Raw genomic sequence first — 21874 nt, forward strand, 5'->3', positions numbered from 1 at the left:
ACGTCTCGACCGCAAGACAACCCCGAATTACCGTGATTGCGCCGCCTGAACCGCCTTCTCCGCCGCTTCCGCCAGCGTCGCAGCCGGTATCAGCGCCGATTCTGCCAGAATGCGCCGACCTTCTTCCTCGTTCGTGCCGACCAGTCGTGCAATCATGGGAACGTCGGTGTTGACTTCTTCGAGGGCGGCGATAATGCCTTTTGCCACTTCATCGACACGGGTGATACCGCCGAAGATGTTGAACATCACCGCTTTGACGTTCGGATCGGAGAGGATGATCTGGAGGGCGGTTTTGACCTTCTCTTTGCCTGCGCCGCCGCCGATGTCGAGGAAGTTGGCGGGTTCACCGCCATACAGTTTGACCACATCCATCGTCGCCATCGCCAGACCGGCGCCGTTCACCATGCAGCCGATATTGCCGTCGAGTTTGATGTAGGTAATGCCAGCCTCGCGGGCGCGCTGCTCGGCTTCCGGTTCATCCGACGAGTCGCGCATCGCTTCGAGATCGGGATGGCGAAACAACCCGCTATCGTCCAGCACAATCTTCGAGTCGAGCGCCTGAAGCGAACCGTCGGCGCGCACAACCAGCGGGTTGATCTCCGCCAGAGACGCATCGACATCCATGTAGGCACGGTAGAGCGCCGTCGCAATCTGAGCAAACTGGCGCGCCTGCCTGCCGTCAGTCAATCCAATGCCATACGCAAGGTCGCGCGCCTGAAAGTCGAGCAACCCCATCATCGGGTGCGCCGCCACTTTGACGATCGCTTCCGGGTTGGTCCTGGCGACTTCTTCGATTTCAACACCGCCTTCAGCTGATGCCATCATCACAATTCGTCGTGAGGCGCGATCCATAATCGCGCCCAGATAGATCTCGCGCTCGTAGGTGATGGCTTCGGCAACCAGCACTTTCTCAACGGTCAATCCTTTGATGTTCATACCCAGGATCTGGCTGGCGACCTGTTCCGCCTGTTCCGGGGTATCGGCGAGTTTGACGCCGCCCGCCTTGCCGCGCCCTCCTACAAATACCTGCGCTTTGACAACCACCCGACCGCCAATCTGCTCCGCAATTGTGCGCGCTTCCGCCGGTGTTGTGGCGACACCGCCACCGGTCACCGGTATGCCGTAGCGCGCCAGGATGTCGCGTGCCTGATACTCGTGCAGCTTCATCGCCTGTTCCTCTCCCTGCTCGTGCGTGACTTGCGCAGAATGGTAGCATTTTCGCTGCACTGCGTCAACTTTCGAGCACCACCCAGGCGCGGCGATCACGCTTGTTCAGGATCGGCGGATGCTCAATCGGCGCAACGTCGCTCAACCAGATGAGCACGGCATAGCGACTGTGCTGCACCCGGTCAAGCACATCGTCATCCAGGCACAGTCCGGCGGCATGCTGATCGATCAGTGCCGCGACGCGCGCTGGCGTCAGGTTATCGTAGAGCGCCACCTTCGCCACCCGCGCAGTCGCTGTAATCGGTCCACCGGAACGCTTCAGAAGCAACCGATCGTCAACAGCGACACGACCATACGGAGCGGTGCGCATTCGCAAAAACCGCGACTCGATGGTCTTGACACCCATCAGAATGCGGCTCAGGTAGGGTTCGCGCAGGATGGCGAGATGGGTCGCCATGCAACATTCACCGTCTCAGTCGCGTCGTAATGAGCGGAAAGGAGCGCGCAGGCTACGGTTCGAGCATGGAAATTGTACCGTACTGCGTGGTGATGGATGATGGAAACTCGACCACTTCGACGCATACGCAGTGAGCGCATTTTCGGCGGCGTCGCCGCCGGTGTGGCGCGCGCGATGAACATCGATCCGGTGTTTGTACGTCTGGGTTTTCTGTTTCTCGCACTGCTGAACGGGTTTGGCACGCTATTGTACCTGGCAATGTGGATCCTTGTGCCAGCCGAGGATAGTCAGGAGATCGACCCCAGAGCGCAGATCCGTGAAAATATCGCCGATATACGCGCGGTCATTGAGGAATATGTGGCGCGGGTGCGGAGCATGTTCGCGGCGTAAATGGACGCGCTCTCGCAGATCGCCGGGTCATCCGCCACATGCTGTGCAGCGTGGACAGGATCGGCGCCGGTGTATCTATCTTCCCACGGATGACCGCAATCACTATCGCGCGCGGCACGCGGCGACCGAAAGATTGAGAAATAAATCCGCTATCCCGCACGAGCCGTCGGGCTAAAGCCCTCGGCTATGCGAGGCGAAGCCCGCCTGCGCGGGCTATAGCGGGTTATTTTTCAAAGACCATCAATTTCGGTCTACTCAACGCCCGACGTTCCACTGCAATGCGCCGCGATCATCGTGCTGCACGACCAGGAGCAGTCCTTCGCGCAGTGAAACAAATCCGGGCGGATCGATCAAGATGTTGCTGACGCCACGCGCGCGTTCGAAGTGCAGTGTCGCATCGTGGAGCGCGTAGAACAAACCGCGTGTTGTGATCCCGTGTACCACTGGCGTTAGTGGCAGGAGCGAGAGGGTGTCGCCGGGGGAACCGTCGAGCGTCGCCTGATCGCGCACCAGGAAGAGGCGTTGCCGCTCGTCGATCAGGCGCACCTGTCGCCCGCACAGTTCTGGCATTGCCAGCATGGCGACATTGGCGAAGGTATGGTCCCAGCGCCCGCCAAGGGCACCGAGAACGTCGATCCGCTCTGCACCGATGGCAGCAGCGTGCAGCAACGCCAGTTCCAGGTCGGTCTCGTCCTTTTCGCGCGGGAAGCGGCGCAGTTCGACGCCGTCCGCCGCCAGCGCTGCCAGCCGCGCATCGTCGAGCGAGTCGAGATCGCCGATCACCAGCGATGGGCGAAGGTGTGCTTCTACCAGCGCGTTTGCACCGCCATCGGCGGCAATCACCACATCAGCATCGGTGATCAGCGAACGGTAGGGATCGAGCGATAATGACGGAGCATTGGCGACAATCACCACATACATGGCTTTCCTATGCGACGCCAACAATCCGATTGCGCAGGATGCCGATCGAATCGATCTCTGCTTCCATCACATCGCCAGGGCGCATGTACTCCGGCGGTGTGCGACCGAGTCCGACACCGGCGGGGGTGCCGGTTGCAACGATCATGCCCGGTTCCAGCGGCATACCGAGTGACAGATGCTCGATGATCGCCGGAATATCGAAAATCAGGTCTCCGGTGTGCGAGTCCTGGCGTGTCTCTCCGTTCAACCGCAGTCGTATGCCGAGTCCGGCAGGGTTAGGGATCTCATCGGTCGTCACGATGCACGGTCCCATCGGGCAGGCGCGATAGAGACTCTTGCCTTTGAAGAACTGCTGATGCCGGCTTTGCAGATCACGCGCCGAAATGTCGTTGACGATCGTGTATCCGAAGACGTACTCCATTGCCTCATCGCGCGGGACGTTCATCCCGGCTTTACCGATGATGAATGCCAGTTCGACTTCGTAATCCAGTTCGTTTGTCACTTTCGGATCGAGCGGAATATCGTCGTCTGGTCCACACACGGTGTGCGCCGCTTTGGTGAAGAAAACCGGGTACTCCGGCATTTTCGGCTCTCGCCCGCGTGCGCGGTACGACTCGATGGTGTGCGCGACGTAGTTCATGCCCAGACAGATGACATTCTGCCGCGGACGCGGGATGGGGGCAAGGAGGGTGACAGCGCTCAGCGGTACGCCTGCACCGCGTTCCACTGCTGCGCGCGCAGCTTCCAACCCGGCAGGACCGGCATCGATCAGACTCAGCATATCGGGCGCTACATCGGCAAGCGACACGACCTCGTCGCCGCGTAATGCACCCAGGTGAACGCTCTCGCTATCGCGGTAGGTCACCAGACGCATCGTTATCTCCTCAAAAGCATGACAGGCGGATACAGTATTCTGTATAGTACCACAGAATAGAGGCAAGGGGCGAGAGGGGCGAGGCGAGAGGGTTGAAGGTTGAAAGTGGGAAGGTCGTTGCACGTTGAAGGTTGAAGGTTGAAAGTGGGAAGGTCGTTGCACGTTGAAGGTTGCAGGTGGGAGGGGGCAAGGGGCGACGGAGGGGCGCAGCCGCGCTGCGCCCGGACCGGCAGCGGGGGCAAGCGCGAGGGTGAGGCGCGACGGAGGGACGCAACCGCGCTGCGCCCGTACTACCGTTGCCGGTCGCGCTGGTGCAGTTGCCAGGCGGTGAGTGCCAGACACACAACCATGTAGCCCAGGAGGATGCCCCAGCGTGAGAGCAGATGGGTTGGAGTGAAGGTGTACTCCTCTGGTGGATTGGGCAGGCGCAGCATCCCCGGTTGCAGCGGCAGGCTGTTGATATTGACCGAGGTGCCATAGGCATCCATCGCCCAGCGGCTGATCGTCAACCACGAGAGGACGCGCTGAACCGTGATGCCATCCCCAAGACTGAAAATGACCCCAGCAAAAATGATCTGCGGGATGAGCGCCAGCGGCACCAGCGAAATCGCGCGATCCGGCGTTGCCGCGAATGCCGAGATTGCCAGCCCCATCGCCATTCCAGCCAGCGACGTCAATACAGCGGTGATGAACAGTTCCAGCTGGATCGGCAGCATCACCCCCTGCTCAGGGAATTGCACCTTCAAGCCGACCAGTGCGAGCAGCACGGCGCTCTGGAGAATCACCAGCAGGAGCAGCACTACCACCTTCGACAGGACATACGGACCGATGCGCAGATTTGCCAGACGTTCACGCCGGTATATCGGCGCTTCTTTGGTGATCTCGCGCGCAGCATTGATGATGCCGAACCAGACGCCGACTGTTGCCAGCATGAAAAGCACCTTTTTGGCTTCGTTCGCAAAGGCGTTCTCGCCAACGATAGCATCCGCTTTGGCGACGAGCATCAGCAGAAGACCGATAATCGGCGCCTGGAGCAGCAGGATCGCCAGATTGCGCCGGTCTTGCAGGGTCAGGTCGAAGTACCGGCGCACCAGGATGCCAAATTGTCGCAGTGATGAGACGCCCGGTCGTTTGGTGGCGCCATCGTCCCCGGCGCTGCCGGAAACTGGACCCGCCGGCGCCTCCGCCAGTCGTCCAGTCACATACGTGGCATACTGCGGCGAGGCGCGGAACTTCATTTCCCACAATTCCGCGAGCGTCGGAACCGTCGGTTTGCTGTTGCCTGATGTCTGCTGATGATGGTGCTGCCAGGCGGCATACTCCGCCTGGAGGTCGCGTTGCACAATCGCCCACCGTTCGGGGTCATTCGGGTCAGCCAGCCCGTCGATGCGGGTGTAGATGTCGGCAAAATCGCCGCTTGCCACACCGAAGAACTTGAGCGCCTCGGCTGGCGGACCGAAAAACACCATGCGCCCGTCCGACATGAAGGCGACGTGGTCGCAGACATTGATATTGGCAGTTGCGTGGGTCACCAGGATAATCGTTCGACCGCTATCCGCCAGGCGACGCAGGGTGTACATCATCTTCTTTTCGAGACCGGGGTCGAGACCGGAGGTGGGTTCGTCCAGGAAGAAGAGCGAAGGATCAGCCAGCAGTTCGGCGCCAATACTGACCCGTTTGCGCTGCCCGCCCGACAGATTTTCAATCGGTTTTTCGCGGTGCGGCGTCATTTCGACGTCGTCGAGCACCCGGTCGATGCGCTGACGGATTTCTGCTGGCGCTGTATCGGCGGGCAGGCGGAGTTCGGCTGCGTACCCGAGCGCGCGTTCGACTGGCAGCGTGCGGTGGAGGATGTCGTCCTGCGGCACGTAGCCAAGCACCGCGCGGTAGGCGTCGAAATTGCGGTAGTAATCGTCGCCGTTGACCAGGACGCTGCCGTGGGTTGCCTGCACGAAGCCGGACAGGGCGTTGAGGAGGGTGCTCTTGCCGGTGCCGCTGCCGCCGACGAGCGCAACGAACTCACGCGGTGCAATCGAAAGCGATACATCCTTCAGAATCATGCGGGTTTTGCCGTCGCGCGACACTTCGCGCCACAGGTTGCGCGCGTCGATGCGCAACGCGCCGCGCTGGTCGTACTGATCGAGGCTTTCACCGGTGTAGACCAGTTTGAATGCACCGATCTGAATGATGTCGCCTTTGACCAGTGTATGCTCGGTAATGCGTCGCCCGTTGACGAACGTGCCGTTAGTGCTCCCCACATCGCGCAGAACGTGTTTTCCGTTCACACGGTCGATGACCGCATGTTTACGCGACACCTGCGGGTTGTCGAGCAGAATCTCGCATCCTTCACGACCAATCGTAATCTGCGGGTCGGTCGGGTCGAGGCGGTAACTGCGCGCCACGGCGGCAGCCTGCTGCACTTTCGGCGCCTGGGGGTTGCGGTAGGTCAGGGTGACGAAATTACCGGTCGCCGGATCGCCAATCCGCAGGACATCACTGTCAGCCAGCACATGTGGCGTATTGGCGGGAAGTCGCTTTCCCTCAAAGAGTAAACCATTGGTGCTGCCAATATCGACGATCTGGTGGGCGATGCCATGCGGTTCGATCCGCGCGTGACGACCGGAGACGAACCGCGAGGTGATGACAATATCATTATCGGGTGCGCGCCCGATGGAGAGCGGTTGCTGACCAAGTGCGACCTCGAACGTTTGTCCGACATCCTGAACGATCAGGAGCGGTCCTGAGAGCGGTGCGCCGCCCTGCGATGCGCCTTCGCCGCTCGTAGCGTAGGCAGGCGGCGCAGACGTCGATCCCTGGCTCGTGAATATCTGGGTTTTCTGGGAGGCGCTGTCAGGTGAAGAAGCCCCAATCGCCGATGTTGACGTGACCGGAGCGGCCGTCTCCTGCGGTTTACCGCAGCGGGTGCAAAACTTTGCACCGGGACGGCTCAACGGCGCACCGCAGTGGATGCAGGTTGCAGACAGTGACACGATGCCTTCCTCGCTGTGCTACTGATAACCACGCACTTCGATTGTAGCATGCCGCGCAATGTTTGTGCGACGCTGCTGCGTTCCCCAATACGCGCAATCATGTGCGTCGATGGATCACAGCGCTCCTGCGAGGTTGTTGCTCCAACAACAGGCGTCCGTGCCGATACTCCTGCCCTGATGCCCCGCTTATGTCCGACGGGGTGAACACGCCGTCTTTGTAGATTTCGATGACCGTTTCGGTCTCTACCTGCCCTTTACACTGTATCACCTGCTCTTCCGGCGGCTTATCGCTGAAAGGGTCTGCTACCTTGGTGGTAATGGTCAGATCGATGCTGGTTGTTGCTGTTCCCCCGCTGATGCGCCAGATCGGCTCGCCCGGTACATCACCCTTGCCGATGTATTCGAGCTTTGTGAGCGTGTAGTCGGTCTCGACGCTGCCGGTGACGCCGATACCGACGCACCCGGCAAGCAGGGCGCCGGTCAGCAGCAGAACCAGCGCCAGGATGATGCGCCGGCGCGAACTCCACACCAGCGCCCCGATCAGTGGAAACGCCAGTGCCGCCGTCGCCGGGTGTGCGCCGCTCACTGCCGGATCATGAATGGCAAGGCGCTGCCTGCCCCGAATGTTGTCGGGACCGATTACCACCGACCCTTCCAGTTCGAAGGGTACGGTTGTGTATTCCGGGGGAAGGGTGGAGGGGTCCATCGTAAAGATCAGTTTATTGGGTCCATCCCACTCATACACTCCTGTGGCAGCGAGAAAGGCATCGGGAGTTCCCGATGTATCGCTCGTGGGAGAGCCGCCGTCGGGGGTGCAGACCACCGCGTTCCTGATCATCTTGCCCGGGATCAACACCCAATCCCCCTGAAGATCGACGATGCGCACGGTTGCTTTGAAGGTGTTCGACTCATTGCGTCCAAGCGCCACGACTCGCACTATCGGGTAGCCCATTGTTCGGTGGATGGGACCCAGAATGAGTTGATCCTGTCCGTCGTGATGCTTCACCGGCTCGTCACCCTGACGGTAGAATAACTCGATGCCCGGTTCGATCAAGAGCATCACGGGCCAGCCGGGGTGTCCGCGCTGAACACTTTGACCACTGATGACCTGGAGCGGATAAACCCCTCCCTGTTCAATAGCAGCATTGATGTGGTATTCAGGGGGGCGACCGTCGGGCGTTTCCTGCACGATCTGCGGCGCGCTCGAACTGGTGCTCAGCGAGAATTCGCTTTCCGGCGTGCGCGAAATCTGAATGATGTCGCCAAACGCATCGCCAACACGGACGGTTTCGTGGAGCGGGATGGAGGTGTTCGTCCGTTCAGGCGCCGCGCCGAGCAGGTAGCGCGCGTAATCGTCCAGATTGGCGCGGATTTTTGCCTGAGTGTCCGCATTGTCCAATGGGTATCTTCCCCGATTGATCGCCCAGATCATGTCCCTCTCGCTGATCGGGCAGCTGTACTCGCACATATTCACCCTGAGTAGCTGGGCATGAATGTAGCGCGCCTCATCGTTCCGCCCCCAGGTGAACGGTGCCGCCTGAAATCCAAGCATTGCCCCATTGACAGTCGTCTGACCGTAGTGGTGCAGGTTGTACTCCAGCGCCCCGTTGTCGATCAGGAAGACACCATTTTCGGCGGTCGTCTCCAACCACCACGTCTTCGCGCCGGAAAGTGCGGCAGCGGTCATGGCATATGCTTCGTCCTGAATCCAGTGGAACAGTTCATGCGCCAGTTCACGTCGCGCTTTATCGCCGGTGATCGAAGTAGCGCTATCCAGCGGAAGATAAATGACCTCGCTCCTGATACTGTACTGGGGGGCTGAAACGGACCGATCCACAACGATCCAGAGAGAGGCGTTCGACCCGGCGGCAGTGAATCCTTTGTCTGCATACGCTTTCATGATTCCGCTCGTCTGGGCAATGATCGCATCAACGTGGGTTGTTTCCAAAAGCGCTTCGCCCAGCCACATCACGTAGACCCTGCCATCTGTGCGGCAGCGTTGACTGCTGCGGGTGAAGAGCGCCAGGCATGACATATATACCTTGATTGCTAGTTGACGACCACCGACACCTCTGGCACGATCGCGGTTGCCCAACCAACATCATCGCCAGGAGGAGCCGATGGACGCTCGCCCGATAATAGCCGCTTTTGTCGTGATTGACACGTTGATGGAACGCCTGGGGCATCGCAGTGATGTGCGGGCGCAGGTCCCCGACTCCGAGATTCTGACGATTGCCGTCGTCGCCGCCAAGTATGTTGGCAATCATCACGAACGGGCGGTGCAGATCATGCACGGGTGCGGCTATCTGTCGGGGCGGATCAGCGTCGCGCGCTTCAATCGTCGCCTCCATCAGCTCGCTGATTGGATGGTCTGGATTCCGGACGTGTTGGGGGAGGTGTTCACCACGGGCGACGTGTTCATCATCGATAGCCTCCCCCTGCCAGTCTGCCGTCGTGTGCGCGCCCGGCGCGGTCGGAAGGCGCCGGGGCGCGAATGCTGCGGGTAGTGCGCGGCGAAACGGGAGAAGTTCTTTGGATGGCGTGTGCATCTGGTCTGCCGCCCGGATGGCGTGCCCGTGCGCGTTCAGATGCTGCCCGCAGGGGTGCATGACCTGACACCCGTGCATGAACTGGCGTATGGCCTGCCCGCTGGGGCGCGGCGGTTGGGCGTAGCGGCGAATAATTATTCGCCGCAACAGCGCCGCTGATGCGGCGAGCATCCTGGCGGAGACGGGGGTGCGCCTGGTTCCAGTGCGCCGGGCGAACATGCGTCCGCACGCCTGGTTTATGGACGACATCGAATTGCGCGCGCATCGTCGTGGCATCGAGATGACGAACGGTCAACAGTCAACTGGAGAAGATGGGCGCTGGACGCTTGACGGCAGGCGCCAATGCCGGGTTTGAACTGAAGGTGCACGCAACGCTCATTGCACTCATCTGTACGAACATGAACTAGCAATCAAGGTATATATGTGTTTGTCTGGGACGCTTCAGCAGCATAGGCGCGGCGCGGCGCAAGGTTCAGCCCCAGTGCGCTGCCCGTGCCGGCAGGCGATGCAGCACTGCCAGACTTTGCGCGGAGAACGACGTAGTGGATCGAGCCATCGCGCGTTGTGCCGGGCGCCGGTGTATCGGGCAACGTTTTGGGTGTCACAGCGGCTTCGACGTGCAGTACGCCGTTGACCGGCTGCGTATCGAGGATCGCCAGATAGGTGGTATCGATCACAACCGCGACACGCGAATCAGGACTGGCGGCTGGCAGTGTCAGCGACGCGCGCCCGCGCCCGTCGTTGTCGGCAACGATGGCGTAGAAAGGCGTTTCGATGGTAAAGTCCTGGCTCAGCGCATCAGCGAGCGTTCCCTGGGCGCTGCTTGCGATCAGTTCGACATGCGCCGCTTCCTCGAGGATGTCAGATGGCACGATCAGGCTGGCGCCATGACTGTCGGTGTGCGGTTGACCATCGGGAGCAACGATAGTCTGTTCCTGCGGCGTGAGGGTCATGGTCAGCGGCGCCGGCTGTTCTTGATCAGAAGATGGGGGCGCGACGGGTCCAAGGGGGCTGCGCCACGGACCGAGGATCACCACGGCTGCGCCTCCTCCGATCAGCAGAAACACCGCCACAATGCCGAGGATGATGCCGATGTGTGATGAACGACGGGGCGGCGGCGACACCGGGATCTGCGCCATTCCCGGATATGGCGGCGCGGCAGGTGTCGCTGGAGGCGGCGGAAAGCCAACCGGTTCCTGACGATACGGCGGCTGGTAAGGCGGCGCGGCAGGTTGCGCAGATGCAGGTGCAGGCGACTGATAGGGCGGCAGCGCACCAGGTTGCCCAGACGCAGGCGATTGATAGGGTGGCGGTGTGACAGGTTGCCCATATGCGGGTGGTTGATAAGATGGCGGTGCACCAGGTTGTGCAGATGCAGGCGGCTGATAGGGCGGCGGTGTGATAGGTTGCCCATATGCGGGTGGTTGATAAGGTGGCGGTGCAGCAGGTTGCGCAGATGCAGGCGGTTGATAGGGCGGCAGTGCAGCAGGTTGCGCAGATGCAGATGCAGGTGGCTGGAGATGGGCGGGCGTGGTCGGCGTCTGCGGCACAGAGGGCGCCTGTTCACGCGGAGGCGCCAGCACGGTTGCTGTGCCTGACGCGATCTCCAACCGCAGGATGGTATCTCCAATCGAAAGCGTGTCTCCCGGACGCAGGATCGTCGGGCTGCGCAACGGCATGCCGTTCAGAAGCGTCCCGCCGCTGCTGCCGACATCTTCAGCGACGAACGCCGCGCCGTTCCAGGTCAGTTGCAGATGGCGTCGTGAAACCTTTGGATCGCTGATCAGGATGGTGCTGTCGTGCGCCCGACCGATGGTAACGGTTGCGGCGGGGATGGGTACGCGCATCGGTGGGGCGTTGTTCTGGGTAACCAGCATCTCGAATGTCTGAGGCGGTTGGGTCAGCGGATGACCGCAGCGTGAGCAGAATCGGGCGGCGCCCGGCTGAGGCGCGCCACAGACAGGACAGAGCGACTGCGTCTGATGGGATGCGGGGTTCATATGACCTCCATGGAACGCGCGCAACGTTGATGCGACCGGGCGCTACCACCGTGCCGCAGAGACGCCCGATCGCTTGCTTCTCTTATACCGCCTGTATGAAACCGTGTATGTGGGATGTTCAACAACGACGGGTTGAAACAACGCAACTATCACCAATTGGGACTGGTTTGACGCTTTGTGCACGCTGTGCTATACTACAAGCGCTGTGGTGCCTGTAGCTCAACGGCAGAGCGCCTGACTGTGGCTCAGGAGGTTGTGGGTTCGAGACCCATCAGGCACCCCACACCCATATATACTCTTGCCTCGTTGAAGAGGCTTTTTTTGTTTCTGCGATTGCACACGCGCATTCCTTCGTCGCTGACGGTGCGATATTCGGAGGGCGCCTGTGCTTATGGTGTCGTGCACAGCGGAGGCGCTGTGGAATACCTTGTCGTTTCGGACAATCACACGTTCATCATCAGCCGTCACGATGGCGATATTCCTGTCGAGGATACGCCGTTGGGTCTCTATTTCTACGATACGCGCCATCTCAGCGCGCTCCAGGTGCGCCTCGACGGTCAACCGCTCGAGTTGCTATCCTGGAACGATGAGCATGTCTATCACGCGGTCTGTTTGCTGACGAACGGCGCACTGCGAAGCGCAGAAGGCGGCATTGACCGTCAGACGATAGCGGTGCGACGCGAGCGGGTGGTGCGCGATGCGGTGTTCGAGCGGCTCACGCTCACCAACTACAACCGCACGCCGGTTGCGTTTGATCTGACTATCGAGATGGCGGTCGATTTCGCCGACATCTTCCTGGTGCGCGGCTTTGCCGGCGGTCCTCGCGGAACGATTGAACCGGTCGATTATCAGGGTGATCGGTTAAGGTTCGTCTATCGCGGCGCCGATGAGGTTGTGCGCGTCACTGATATTGACCTGAGCGCGATCCCCGATACGGTGGACATCCTCGGTGCTGAGGCGCCGCCGCCTTCGCGTGGTCCGCAGGGTGAAGGATCGCGGCGTCTGCGTCAGTTGCCGACGCCGGCGCGCGCACAGGTGCACTGGCGGGTCGAACTGGCGCCCCACGCCACGTGGAGCGTGACACTGACGATGACGCCTTCGATCCACGCAACCGGACATCCGGGAAGTGAACGTGATCTGACATTTGAGCAGGCGCTGGACGAGGTGCGTGCTTCGTACCAGGCGTGGGACGATGCCACGGCGATGGTGATGACCGATCATCCGACGCTCAACCGGTTGTTGCGGCGCAGCAGTTATGACCTCCGTGCGCTGACCGCCCGTTTTGGCGATGTTCTCCTGCCGGTTGCCGGCATTCCCTGGTTTGCCGTGCCCTTTGGACGCGACTCGCTGATTACCAGTCTCCAGACACTCTGGTTTCACCCTGATCTTGCGCGGGGAACGTTGCGTTACCTGGCAGAGCATCAGGGGACACAGGATAACCCCTGGCGCGATGAGCAACCTGGCAAGATTCTCCACGAGATGCGCTTCGGTGAGCTTGCCAATACCAATAGTGCGCCGTTCAATCCGTACTACGGCAGTATCGATTCGACACTGCTCTTTTTGATGCTCTTCGCCACGACCGTGCGCTGGACCGGCGATCAAGCGCTGTACCATGATCTGCTGCCGGCTGCGCTGCTTGCACTCGACTGGATGGACCTCTATGCCGATGCGGATGGGGATGGATACATCGCATTCGAGCCACGCTCATCAGCCGGGTTGCGCATCCAGGGGTGGAAGGACTCGCGCGACTCGGTGGTGCACCCGGATGGGACGCTCGCAACGCCGCCGCTGGCGCTGGTGGAGGTGCAGGCATATGCGTATGCTGCCAGAACGTGGATGGCCGATCTGCTGGAACTGATGGGAGATCACAATCGCGCGGCGGAGGTGCGCGCCGGCGCCGCCACCCTGAAAGAGCGCTTCAACGTCGATTTCTGGCTGGCTGAAGAAGGCTTCTATGCCCAGGCAATCGAGGTCGGCAAGGGTCCTGTCCGCGAGGTGACCAGCAATCCGGGTCATGCGTTGCTGTGCGGCATTCTGACGCCGGAACGCGCCGCGCAGGTTGCAGCGCGCCTGGTTGCGCCCGATATGCTGTCGAGTTGGGGGGTGCGCACGCGCAGTGCGGCAGACCCGAATTACAATCCGATGAGTTATCACAACGGCAGTGTCTGGCCCCACGACAATTCCCTGATCCTGTGGGGTCTGGCGCGCAGCGGGTTCCGTGACCAGGCGAACGAGATTGCCGGTCGTCTGCTTGAGGCTGCATCCCATGTTCATCTGTGCCGCCTGCCTGAGTTGATGTGCGGGTATGACCGCGAGCCAGGCATGTTCGATAGCCCTGTTCCATATCCGGTCAGTTGCCGTCCCCAGGCGTGGGCTGCTGGCACAGGCTTGCTGATTGTGCAGAGCATATTGGGGCTGGAGGTCGATGCGTTCGCAAATACGCTGCGGCTTGCGCCGCACCTGCCCCCCTGGCTCTCGATGGTCGAGGTGCGGAACCTGCGGGTCGGCGAGCGGCGGGTGGATTTCCGCGCGACCCGCGCCGGGGTGGAGGTCATTTCGGATGGCGGGGTCAATGTGCAGGTCGAGCAGTGACTACTGACGTGCACAGGCGTCGGCGCGCTGTTGCATCGCTGATGCGGTTTCGGCGGCGGTGCGTTTGCCAAGCAAAAACGGGGAGAGCGCCGCTTCGATAGCATCCCAGGCGCAGCGGATCGGGCGGTCGGGCGGGATGCCGGGTGCGTTTCTGGCGTACTGCGCTGCGGCGGCAAGCGCCGGATCGTCAGTGACCGCCGGGTCGCTCAGTGCAGCGATGGAAGCCGGGAGCATCCCTGTGTCGCGGGCAATGCGCGCCTGCCATGCCGGTTCGCGCAGGGTCTGTGCAAGCGCTTCCGCCTGTGCCAGGCGTGAGGCGTCGAGCGCGGCGCCGTACATCAGGTAGACGCCGGTCAGCGGCGCTGTCGCTGGCGTTCCGCGGCTGGTCAACGGCAGCGGCGCAATGCCCAACTCCAGCGTCTCGGTCAATCCGCGATAACTCTCCAGCGCCCAGTCGCCGTCGATTGCCAGCGCTGCCCTGCCGCGACGGAACAACCGTGCGCCTTCGTCATAGGTCGAGGGGGATGTCGGTCCATACCGTCGCATGGTGCGCAGCAGATCGAGCGCTGCGATAACTGCGGGTGTGTCGAGTAGCGGCATCCCATCAGCATCAAGCATCGTTCCACCGGTCATATCCAGCCACAACGCAAACCAGCGCGCTTCGGTCCATCCGGCGACCAGTCCGACCCGATTGCCGCCAGTGTTGGCACGCGCAGTGGCGATCAGTGAATCGACGGTGCGCGGCGGATGTTCCACGAGTTTCCGATTGTAGAGCAGCAGCAAGAATCCCTGCGCCGCAACCGGCTCACCCCACTGTTGACCGTCGGTAGTGGCGCCGGTGATGACAGCGGGCAGCGTGTCGTTGGGAGAAGCCGTCCGACGCGTCGCCTGAATCAGCCCCATCGTGCGCAGGATTGCCAGGTCATTGCCGTTCCCCCAGATCAGGTCTGGCGGCGGGCGCCCGTCGAGTTGATCAACGCGCAACCGGGCGATCATGGCGTCGGGGCTGCCGCTCATGATGCGGACCGGAACGCCGGTTTCGGCAGCGGCGTCGGTGAGCAGGCGGGTCAGTGCGTCGCGGTGCGCTTCGTCAGCCGCCACCCACACCGTCAGCGGTTCGGGCGCCGGAGTGGGTGTGGGTGGCGGCGTTGCGGTCGGTGGAGCGGTCGGCGAAGGCAGCGGCGTTGCCGGCGTTGTCGGCGCAACCGTTGGAGCAGGCGCCGGTGTTGGCGGCGCTGCACCGGGTTGACTGCATGCCGCCAGCAGCATGATCGCCAGCGCACAGGCATACCGGCGGATGGTCAGGGCAGGAGTTTCCATGTCGTCTGCCACGCGCCACCGTACCGGTTGTCGAGTTCGATGATCAGGGGAACCATGCCGTCGAGGATGCGCGCGTTGTGCAATCCGCCGCAATCGACCGGTCGGAATCCAAGGTCGGCGATCAGACCGGCGACGATTCGTTTGTCTGCTTCATCATCGCCGGCGTAGAACACATCGCGCTGGATGCCATCGGCGTTGAAGGGCGTCAGCAGCGTGGTCGAAAAATTGGTTTTGAATGCCGCCACGACCCGTGCGCCAGGACCGATGGCGTCGCGGGTGATTTCAGCGCCGGCAATGCGATTGTCGGGCAGATTGTCAAACGGGTTGGAAATGTCGATCACCAACCGTTCACGCAGCATCGCAGCGTGGCTGCGACAAAACGGCGCCACTTCACGGTAGGGCAGCGTGATCACGACAACCGTTGCGTCCTCCAACGCCCCGGCGTAGTCAGTCACCCGGGCGCCGGGAAGATCTGCGGTCAGGTGCTGTTTTTCGGCGGGTGTGCGTGAGCCGAACACGATCTGATGACCGGCGCGCGCCCAGCCGGTTCCCAGTCCGGTTGCCATTCTTCCCGTGCCGATCAGTGCAATGACGGTCATTGCGGTATTCCTCTCTGAAGCATATCGAACCGGTGATGCGCTTCCGCCAGCAACCGCTCACGGAGCGCAGGCGGCGTTGGCAGACCGGCAGCATCGAACGCCAGCAGGACGCTTCCCGCCACAGGCGGCGCTTCGAGCAGCACAACACGTACCGCCGGAGACTCCAGGCGCACCTGGCTGGCAAGCGTTTCGATCAGGAGCGTATTCCGCGAACGAAAGACGCCGCCGGCGAGCACCAGGTCGAATGGTTCAGCGCCGAGACCGAGTTTACGCACGACCGCTGCCGCCGTCTGTCCCAGGTCCTCACCCGCCTGACGAACGATCCGACAGGCAACCTCGTCCCCTGCATCTGCGGTTGCGAAGATCAGCGGCGCGAGTCGTCCATCGGGGTGCGGCGCCGCGCCGCGCGAGACCCGTTCAACCAGATCGAGCAGACCGGCAGCGCCATACGCCTGGACAAAAGCATCGGTCAGCGCCGTCGCCGGTCCGCGTCCGATCCAGGCGTGCCCGATGGCGCGGGTTGCTTCCCACACCAGCCCGGTGGCGCCGTGAAAGTCGCCCCACACCATTCCCAAACCGAAGGTGCGAAAGGTATCGCCGCGACGATTTCGTCCGGCGACGGTCGAACCCGTGCCCACGATGACGACAACGCCGCATCCATCGGCAGAACCGGCGCGCAGGGCGCCAAACGCATCATTCACCAGGATGAACGGACCGGGTACGCCCAGGCGCGTCACCACCGGCGTGAGACGATCATGATCACTCTCCCAGTCGAGACCTGCCAGCGCATATCCGGCAGCGATCAGCGCATCGCGGGAAATGCCCGCCACCTCCAGCGCCGCATCGACTGCCTGTGCATACGCCGCTGCAGCGCCGTCGAGACCCACACCCTCCCAGTTGCCGGGTCCGCTCTGCCCCCAACCGACGACACGCCCTTCCAGATCGGCAATCAGTGCGTGGGTTTTGGAACCGCCAGCATCAATGCCCAGAACGTACCCGTGGCGCATACACCCTTCCCTGCGGAAACAACCGCCTCAACGGAGGAACAATTCTACCACCGGCACCGTTACCCTGGGTTTGGCCACCGGCAATTCCAGTGTCAGCGTATCGGCGGCAGTTTCAGCGATGCTCCATTCACTGTGCCTGCCCGGCTCGAGCAGTTTCACCTCGCTGGCATCGTGGAGGAGTTGCGCATATTCCACCCTGCCTGCCATGCTGTCAAGATGCACATGGCGGAAGGGCCAGGAAAAGATGTGCAGGTAGAGCCGTTTCCCATTTTGCGTCAGGCGGCAGTCGGTCGGTGCGGCGAACTCGCTCTGCGTGCAGCCATAGATCGAGCGGTTATGCAGGCGCATCCAGTCGGCATAGACCTTGAGCGCGGCCATTGCCCGGTCGTCGAACGTGCCGCGCGCGGTGGGACCAACATTCATCAACAGGTTTCCGCCGCAAGCCACCGAGTTGATCAGCATCTGAATGAGTTGTTCCGGGCTTTTCCAGGTCATCTCGTCGCGGTGGTAGCCCCACGAGCCGCTGAATGTCTGGCACGTCTCCCACACCACCGGTTCGCCGTTGACATGCACCCATTCACGCGGTTGAAACTGTTCAGGGGTATGCACATCGGCGAACTCGGTTGGCAGATCGAGACGATTATTGACAATAATATCCGGCGCCAGTTCGCGCACCAGCCGCAACAGCGCCTCACTCTCCCAATCGGCGCGTCCTTTGCCCGGCAGACCGTTGTACGCGCGGTTGGGGTAGGAGAAGTCGAACCAGATGATGTCCACCGGTCCGTAGCCGGTAAGAAGTTCGCGCACCTGATTGCGCATATATGCGGCATATCGTCGAATGTCACGACCGGCATTCAATTCGGCGACATTGGGGTGGTCGCGGAGGGGATGGTAGATATCGATCGGAAAATCGGGATGATGCCAGTCGATGAGGGAGTAGTAAAAGCCGATGCGCAATCCTTCGGCGCGGAACGCCTCGACGAACGGTTTCAGCAGATCGCGTTTTGCCGGGGTATTGGGCGCCTTATACGCCGTATAGTGCGTATCCCACAGGCAGAACCCCTCGTGGTGCCTGGTCGTGATCACCACATACTTCATCCCCGCCTCGCGCGCGGCGCGCGCCCACACGCGCGGATCGTAGAGATCGGGATCGAAATGGTCGAAGTAGCGCTGATACGTTTCGTCGTCGATCTTCTCGCGGCTTTTGACCCACTCATGGCGTGCTGCAAGCGCATACAATCCCCAGTGAATGAACATGCCGAAGCGATCACGGACGAACCACGACGTATCGCCGCGCGTTGGCGTTGGAGTGAGCATCATCGGCTCCTGTCGCATTGAGAGATAAACGGTGCAACCTCAGTATCCCGCCTGTTTATCCACCACATTCAGCAGCGGTTCGCCGCGCAGATAGCGGTGCAGGTTCTCACAGAATATGTTGATGATGCGTTCGCGGGTACGCGGTGACGCATACGAGATATGCGGCGTAATCCAGGTGTTGGGCGCCTTCCAGAGCGGATGGTCAGGCGGGAGCGGCTCGATGGGCAGCGCGTCGAGCGCCGCGCCGGCGATGCGGCCACTGTGGAGCGCGTCCAGCAGCGCATCGGTATCGACAATCTGACCGCGCGCGATATTGATCAGGTAGGCGTCCGGTTTCATCCGCGCGAAAGCGTCGGCGTCGAACATACCACGGGTCGCAGCAGTCAACGGTGTAGCGAGCACGACGAAATCCGCCTGCGGGAGCAGATCGCGCCAGCCGTGCTCACCGACGATCAGATCGACATCGGTGGTTGGTTGAGGGCGGCGACGACTGGCAAGCACCCGCATACCGAAACTGCGCGCCCGTTTTGCAATCTCCGCGCCGATATGCCCATAGCCGATGATCAGCAGCGTGCGCTCGAACAACTCATCGCACGGAATGGCTTCGCCACGCTCCCACTCATCGGGCGCCAGCGCCCTGAGGTCGAACGCGCGTTTGACATGGTTCAGCATGTACATCATGACGAACTCAGCGATCGGGATGGCCTGGGCGCCTGCCGAGTTCGTCAGGACAATGTCGCGTTCCAGGATTTCGGGAATGAGCAGATGCTCAACGCCAGCGCTCGGCGTATGGATCCAGCGCAATCCGGGGGCTGCCGCAAGCGTCGTGCGCAGAACACTCATCGGCGTCCACCAGCGAACCAGGATGGTCGCATCGCTGATGTCGCCATCCGGTTCGCCCTGATCATCAAAACGCACCACCGACAGGTCAGGCGCGATCTCCGCCAGGCGTGGTTCGAGCAGAGGAGCGAGCGCCTGCGGAATAAGCAATTTCATGCAAACCTCACAAACGGGCGAGCCACGGTCATCAACTGACCGATTCGCCGGGCTTCAAATCGATGACGGTGACGTTCACGCCGAAGGCATTGCACTGCTCGCGCAGTTGATCCGGCGTCCCGCGCAGGATCGGGAAGGTGCCGTAGTGTTCGGGAATCGCGAATGTTGGACGGATCAATTTCAGCGCATACGCCGCCTGCATGGGATCCATGGTGAAATGATCGCCAATCGGCAGGATGACCAGTTCGGGATGGTACAGGTCGCCGATGATCTGCATATCCATGGTCACGGCAGTATCACCGGTGTGGTAGATGGTGAACCCATTCTCCATCCGCAGCACGTACCCCGCTTCGGTGCCCATCGGCACGATCACGCCATTGTCAGTAAACGTGCTGCTATGGGTCGCGTGGGTCATCGTGGCGCGGATACCGGCCACCTCGACGGTGCCGCCTTTGTTGAACCCGACCAGGCGATCCTGGCTGACACCCTTCGATGCGATCCAGGAAGTAATGTCGAACTGCCCGACGATGGTTGCGCTCGTTTCGTTTGCCAGCGCCAGAATATCGGCAATGTGATCGAAATGCCCGTGGGTCAGGAAGATAACATCGAGACCTTCGCTCCGCACGCGCTGTTTCCACTCGTCGGGGCAGGACGGGTTGCCGTCAACCCAGGCGTCAATGAGCACCTTCTTTCCTCCGGGAGTCAGAATGTGAAACGTGCCATGTCCAAGCCAGCTGATCGTCGTCTCGCGACCGATTGTTGCCATCGCGCTCCTCCTTTTCATCTTTTTGGATAGCCGAAATAGAACACGGATCGGCACGGATGCGACGAGTTGCCCTGGATAGCTGAAATAGAACACGGATTGGCACGGATGTTGGTGAGTTCCGAAATCAGATTCAACATCTCAGGCGGGCTGAAGCCCTGCCTGAGATCGGGCAAGCCCTGCGGGCTCGATCAACCCGACGCACCTGCTGCAAGTGACGCATAACAAATGCCCCAGCCCCGCAGGGGATTTCACACCCTCAGCAAGGGCTTCAGCCCGCACGCGCGGGCAACGCACGGCGCATGCCCCAGCCCCGCAGGGGCTTTCACGCCCTCAGCAAGGGCTTCAGCCCGCACGCGCAGGCAACGCACGGCGCATGCCCCAGCCCCGCAGGGGCTTTCACACCCTTAGCAAGGGCTTCAGCCCGCACTTCAGCCCGCACGCGCGGGCAACGCACGGCGCATGCCCCAGCCCCGCAGGGGCTTTCACACCCTCAGCAAGGGCTTCAGCCCGCACGCGCGGATGACTTTCACACCCTCAGCAAGGGCTTCAGCCCGCACGAACTCAACCTTCACCAACCCCACGGTCAGAACGTTCAGCAATCGATCAACAGAAACCCTGGAGGCAATGTCGTCTGGCGCGAAATAGTATAGCACAGGTTGTGGAGCGTTGAGCGTTGGAACAGCACACCCCCCGGAGCGCGCAGGCGACCCCTCCGGGCACGGCATGCCGTGCCCCACCACGCCCCGGGGAGCGCGGGCGACCCCTCCGGACACGGTCTGCCGTGCCCCGCCGCCCCCCGGAGCGCGCAGGCGACCCCTCCGCGCACGGCATGCCGTGCCCCACCACCCCCCGGGGAGTGCAGGCGACCCGTACGGGCACGGCATGCCGTGCCCCGCCGCCCCCCAGGGAGCGCAGGCGACCCCTCTGGGCACGGTCTGCCGTGCCCCGCCACCCCCCGGAGCGCGCGGGCGACCCCTCCGCGCACGGCATGCCGTGCCCCGCCACCCCCCGGAGCGCGCGGGCGACCCCTCCGCGCACGGCAGACCATGCCCCGCCACCCCCCGGAGCGCGCGGGCGACCCCTCCGCGCACGGTCTGCCGTGCCCCGCCACCCCCCGGAGCGCGCAGGCGACCCCTCCGCGCACGGTCTGCCGTGCCCCGCCACCCCCCGGAGCGCGCGGGCGACCCGTACGGGCACGGTCTGCCGTGCCCCACCACGCCCCGGAGCGCGCGGGCGACCCCTCCGCGCACGGTCTGCCGTGCCCCGCCACCCCCCGGAGCGCGCAGGCGACCCCTCCGGGCACGGTCTGCCGTGCCCCACCACGCCCCGGAGCGCGCGGGCGACCCGTACGGGCACGGCATGCCGTGCCCCACCACCCCCCGGGGAGTGCAGGCGACCCGTACGGGCACGGCATGCCGTGCCCCGCCGCGCCCCTGGGAGCACGGGCAACCCCTCCGGGCACGGTCTGCCGTGCCCCGCCACCCCCAGAGCGCGCGGGCGACCCGTACGGGCACGGTCTGCCGTGCCCCGCCACCCCCCAGAGCGCGCGGGCGACCCGTACGGGCACGGTCTGCCGTGCCCCGCCGCGCCCCGGAGCGCGCGGGCGACCCCTCCGCGCACGGTCTGCCGTGCCCCGCCACCCCCCGGAGCGCGCAGGCGACCCCTCCGGGCACGGTCTGCCGTGCCCCGCCACCCCCCGGAGCGCGCAGGCGACCCCTCCGGGCACGGCATGCCGTGCCCCACCACCCCCCGGGGAGTGCAGGCGACCCGTACGGGCACGGCATGCCGTGCCCCGCCGCGCCCCTGGGAGCACGGGCAACCCCTCCGGGCACGGTCTGCCGTGCCCCGCCACCCCCCAGAGCGCGCGGGCGACCCGTACGGGCACGGTCTGCCGTGCCCCGCCACCCCCCAGAGCGCGCGGGCGACCCG

General features: G+C 62.7%; 18 protein-coding genes and 1 tRNA gene. 6 read left to right on the forward strand and 13 right to left on the reverse strand.

Translation table 11 applies throughout. The features are described from left to right. Nucleotides 1-27: 27 nt before the first annotated feature. Both sucC and ROSERS_RS20250 read right to left on the reverse strand, forming a co-directional pair. Nucleotides 28-1167, reverse strand: a complete 1140-nt coding sequence (sucC, locus tag ROSERS_RS20245; protein WP_011958623.1) for an ADP-forming succinate--CoA ligase subunit beta — start codon at nucleotides 1165-1167, stop codon at nucleotides 28-30. Nucleotides 1168-1231: 64 nt separating this feature from the next. After that, on the reverse strand, nucleotides 1232-1624 hold the full coding sequence (locus ROSERS_RS20250) for an ASCH domain-containing protein (protein WP_011958624.1): 393 nt from the start codon (nucleotides 1622-1624) through the stop codon (nucleotides 1232-1234). Between the two features lie 96 nt (nucleotides 1625-1720). Between ROSERS_RS20250 and ROSERS_RS20255 the strand changes: the two genes are divergently transcribed. Further along, nucleotides 1721-2014, forward strand: coding sequence for a PspC domain-containing protein (locus tag ROSERS_RS20255; protein ID WP_232282688.1), 294 nt, complete (start codon nucleotides 1721-1723; stop codon nucleotides 2012-2014). A gap of 255 nt (nucleotides 2015-2269) precedes the next feature. Here the strand turns inward: ROSERS_RS20255 and ROSERS_RS20260 are convergent, their stop codons facing one another. The 4 genes from ROSERS_RS20260 to ROSERS_RS20275 all read right to left on the reverse strand — a co-directional run bounded on the left by ROSERS_RS20260 (nucleotide 2270) and on the right by ROSERS_RS20275 (nucleotide 8834). Next, nucleotides 2270-2935, reverse strand: a complete 666-nt coding sequence (locus ROSERS_RS20260) for a thiamine diphosphokinase (RefSeq protein ID WP_011958626.1) — start codon at nucleotides 2933-2935, stop codon at nucleotides 2270-2272. Nucleotides 2936-2942: 7 nt separating this feature from the next. Then, nucleotides 2943-3809: a fumarylacetoacetate hydrolase family protein gene (locus ROSERS_RS20265; protein WP_011958627.1), complete on the reverse strand. Its 867-nt coding sequence runs from the start codon at nucleotides 3807-3809 to the stop codon at nucleotides 2943-2945. A gap of 290 nt (nucleotides 3810-4099) precedes the next feature. Continuing rightward, a complete protein-coding gene (locus tag ROSERS_RS20270; protein ID WP_011958628.1) occupies nucleotides 4100-6799 on the reverse strand; it encodes an FHA domain-containing protein in 2700 nt (899 codons plus the stop codon). A 97-nt stretch (nucleotides 6800-6896) separates the two neighbouring features. Next, a complete protein-coding gene (locus ROSERS_RS20275) occupies nucleotides 6897-8834 on the reverse strand; it encodes a hypothetical protein (RefSeq protein WP_011958629.1) in 1938 nt (645 codons plus the stop codon). 85 nt (nucleotides 8835-8919) lie between these two features. Here ROSERS_RS20275 and ROSERS_RS20280 point away from each other — a divergent pair, with 85 nt between their 5' ends. The 3 genes from ROSERS_RS20280 to ROSERS_RS26240 are packed head-to-tail and all read left to right on the forward strand — an operon-like array spanning nucleotide 8920 to nucleotide 9703. After that, on the forward strand, nucleotides 8920-9306 hold the full coding sequence (locus tag ROSERS_RS20280) for a hypothetical protein (protein ID WP_041334175.1): 387 nt from the start codon (nucleotides 8920-8922) through the stop codon (nucleotides 9304-9306). A 36-nt stretch (nucleotides 9307-9342) separates the two neighbouring features. Further along, the gene (locus ROSERS_RS26235; RefSeq protein ID WP_157041114.1) at nucleotides 9343-9507 is read left to right on the forward strand and encodes a hypothetical protein; all 165 of its coding nucleotides are present in this window, start codon (nucleotides 9343-9345) and stop codon (nucleotides 9505-9507) included. 28 nt (nucleotides 9508-9535) lie between these two features. Then, complete coding sequence (locus ROSERS_RS26240) at nucleotides 9536-9703, forward strand: hypothetical protein (protein ID WP_157041170.1); 168 nt, start codon at nucleotides 9536-9538, stop codon at nucleotides 9701-9703. A gap of 55 nt (nucleotides 9704-9758) precedes the next feature. On the opposite strand, the gene ROSERS_RS20285 is transcribed toward ROSERS_RS26240, so the two are convergent. Continuing rightward, nucleotides 9759-11348 (reverse strand): FHA domain-containing protein, encoded by a 1590-nt coding sequence (locus ROSERS_RS20285; protein WP_011958630.1) that lies wholly within the window; start codon nucleotides 11346-11348, stop codon nucleotides 9759-9761. A 208-nt stretch (nucleotides 11349-11556) separates the two neighbouring features. On the opposite strand from ROSERS_RS20285, the gene ROSERS_RS20290 reads away from it, so the two are divergent. Together ROSERS_RS20290 and ROSERS_RS20295 are read left to right on the forward strand one after the other, a co-directional pair. Beyond that, nucleotides 11557-11631: transfer RNA gene (locus ROSERS_RS20290), tRNA-His, on the forward strand. A 134-nt stretch (nucleotides 11632-11765) separates the two neighbouring features. Continuing rightward, the gene (locus ROSERS_RS20295; protein ID WP_011958631.1) at nucleotides 11766-13940 is read left to right on the forward strand and encodes an amylo-alpha-1,6-glucosidase; all 2175 of its coding nucleotides are present in this window, start codon (nucleotides 11766-11768) and stop codon (nucleotides 13938-13940) included. On the opposite strand, the gene ROSERS_RS20300 is transcribed toward ROSERS_RS20295, so the two are convergent. Genes ROSERS_RS20300 through ROSERS_RS20325 form a run of 6 tightly spaced genes read right to left on the reverse strand, consistent with a single transcriptional unit; the run spans nucleotide 13941 to nucleotide 19945 of the window. After that, nucleotides 13941-15260, reverse strand: coding sequence for a sugar ABC transporter substrate-binding protein (locus ROSERS_RS20300; RefSeq protein WP_011958632.1), 1320 nt, complete (start codon nucleotides 15258-15260; stop codon nucleotides 13941-13943). Beyond that, on the reverse strand, nucleotides 15242-15859 hold the full coding sequence (locus ROSERS_RS20305) for an NADPH-dependent F420 reductase (protein ID WP_011958633.1): 618 nt from the start codon (nucleotides 15857-15859) through the stop codon (nucleotides 15242-15244). The genes ROSERS_RS20300 and ROSERS_RS20305 overlap by 19 nt, the downstream gene beginning before the upstream one ends. Beyond that, the gene (locus tag ROSERS_RS20310; protein ID WP_011958634.1) at nucleotides 15856-16866 is read right to left on the reverse strand and encodes an N-acetylglucosamine kinase; all 1011 of its coding nucleotides are present in this window, start codon (nucleotides 16864-16866) and stop codon (nucleotides 15856-15858) included. Before ROSERS_RS20310 ends, ROSERS_RS20305 begins: the two co-directional genes overlap by 4 nt. 27 nt (nucleotides 16867-16893) lie before the next feature. After that, nucleotides 16894-18183 carry an alpha-L-fucosidase gene (locus ROSERS_RS20315; RefSeq protein ID WP_011958635.1) on the reverse strand — a complete coding sequence of 430 codons (1290 nt, stop codon included), beginning with the start codon at nucleotides 18181-18183 and terminating at the stop codon, nucleotides 16894-16896. A gap of 39 nt (nucleotides 18184-18222) precedes the next feature. Further along, complete coding sequence (locus tag ROSERS_RS20320; RefSeq protein WP_011958636.1) at nucleotides 18223-19179, reverse strand: D-2-hydroxyacid dehydrogenase; 957 nt, start codon at nucleotides 19177-19179, stop codon at nucleotides 18223-18225. A 31-nt stretch (nucleotides 19180-19210) separates the two neighbouring features. Then, nucleotides 19211-19945 (reverse strand): metal-dependent hydrolase, encoded by a 735-nt coding sequence (locus ROSERS_RS20325; protein WP_011958637.1) that lies wholly within the window; start codon nucleotides 19943-19945, stop codon nucleotides 19211-19213. Nucleotides 19946-21874: the final 1929 nt, after the last annotated feature.

The sequence above is a fragment of the Roseiflexus sp. RS-1 genome (assembly GCF_000016665.1).
Lineage (GTDB): Bacteria > Chloroflexota > Chloroflexia > Chloroflexales > Roseiflexaceae > Roseiflexus.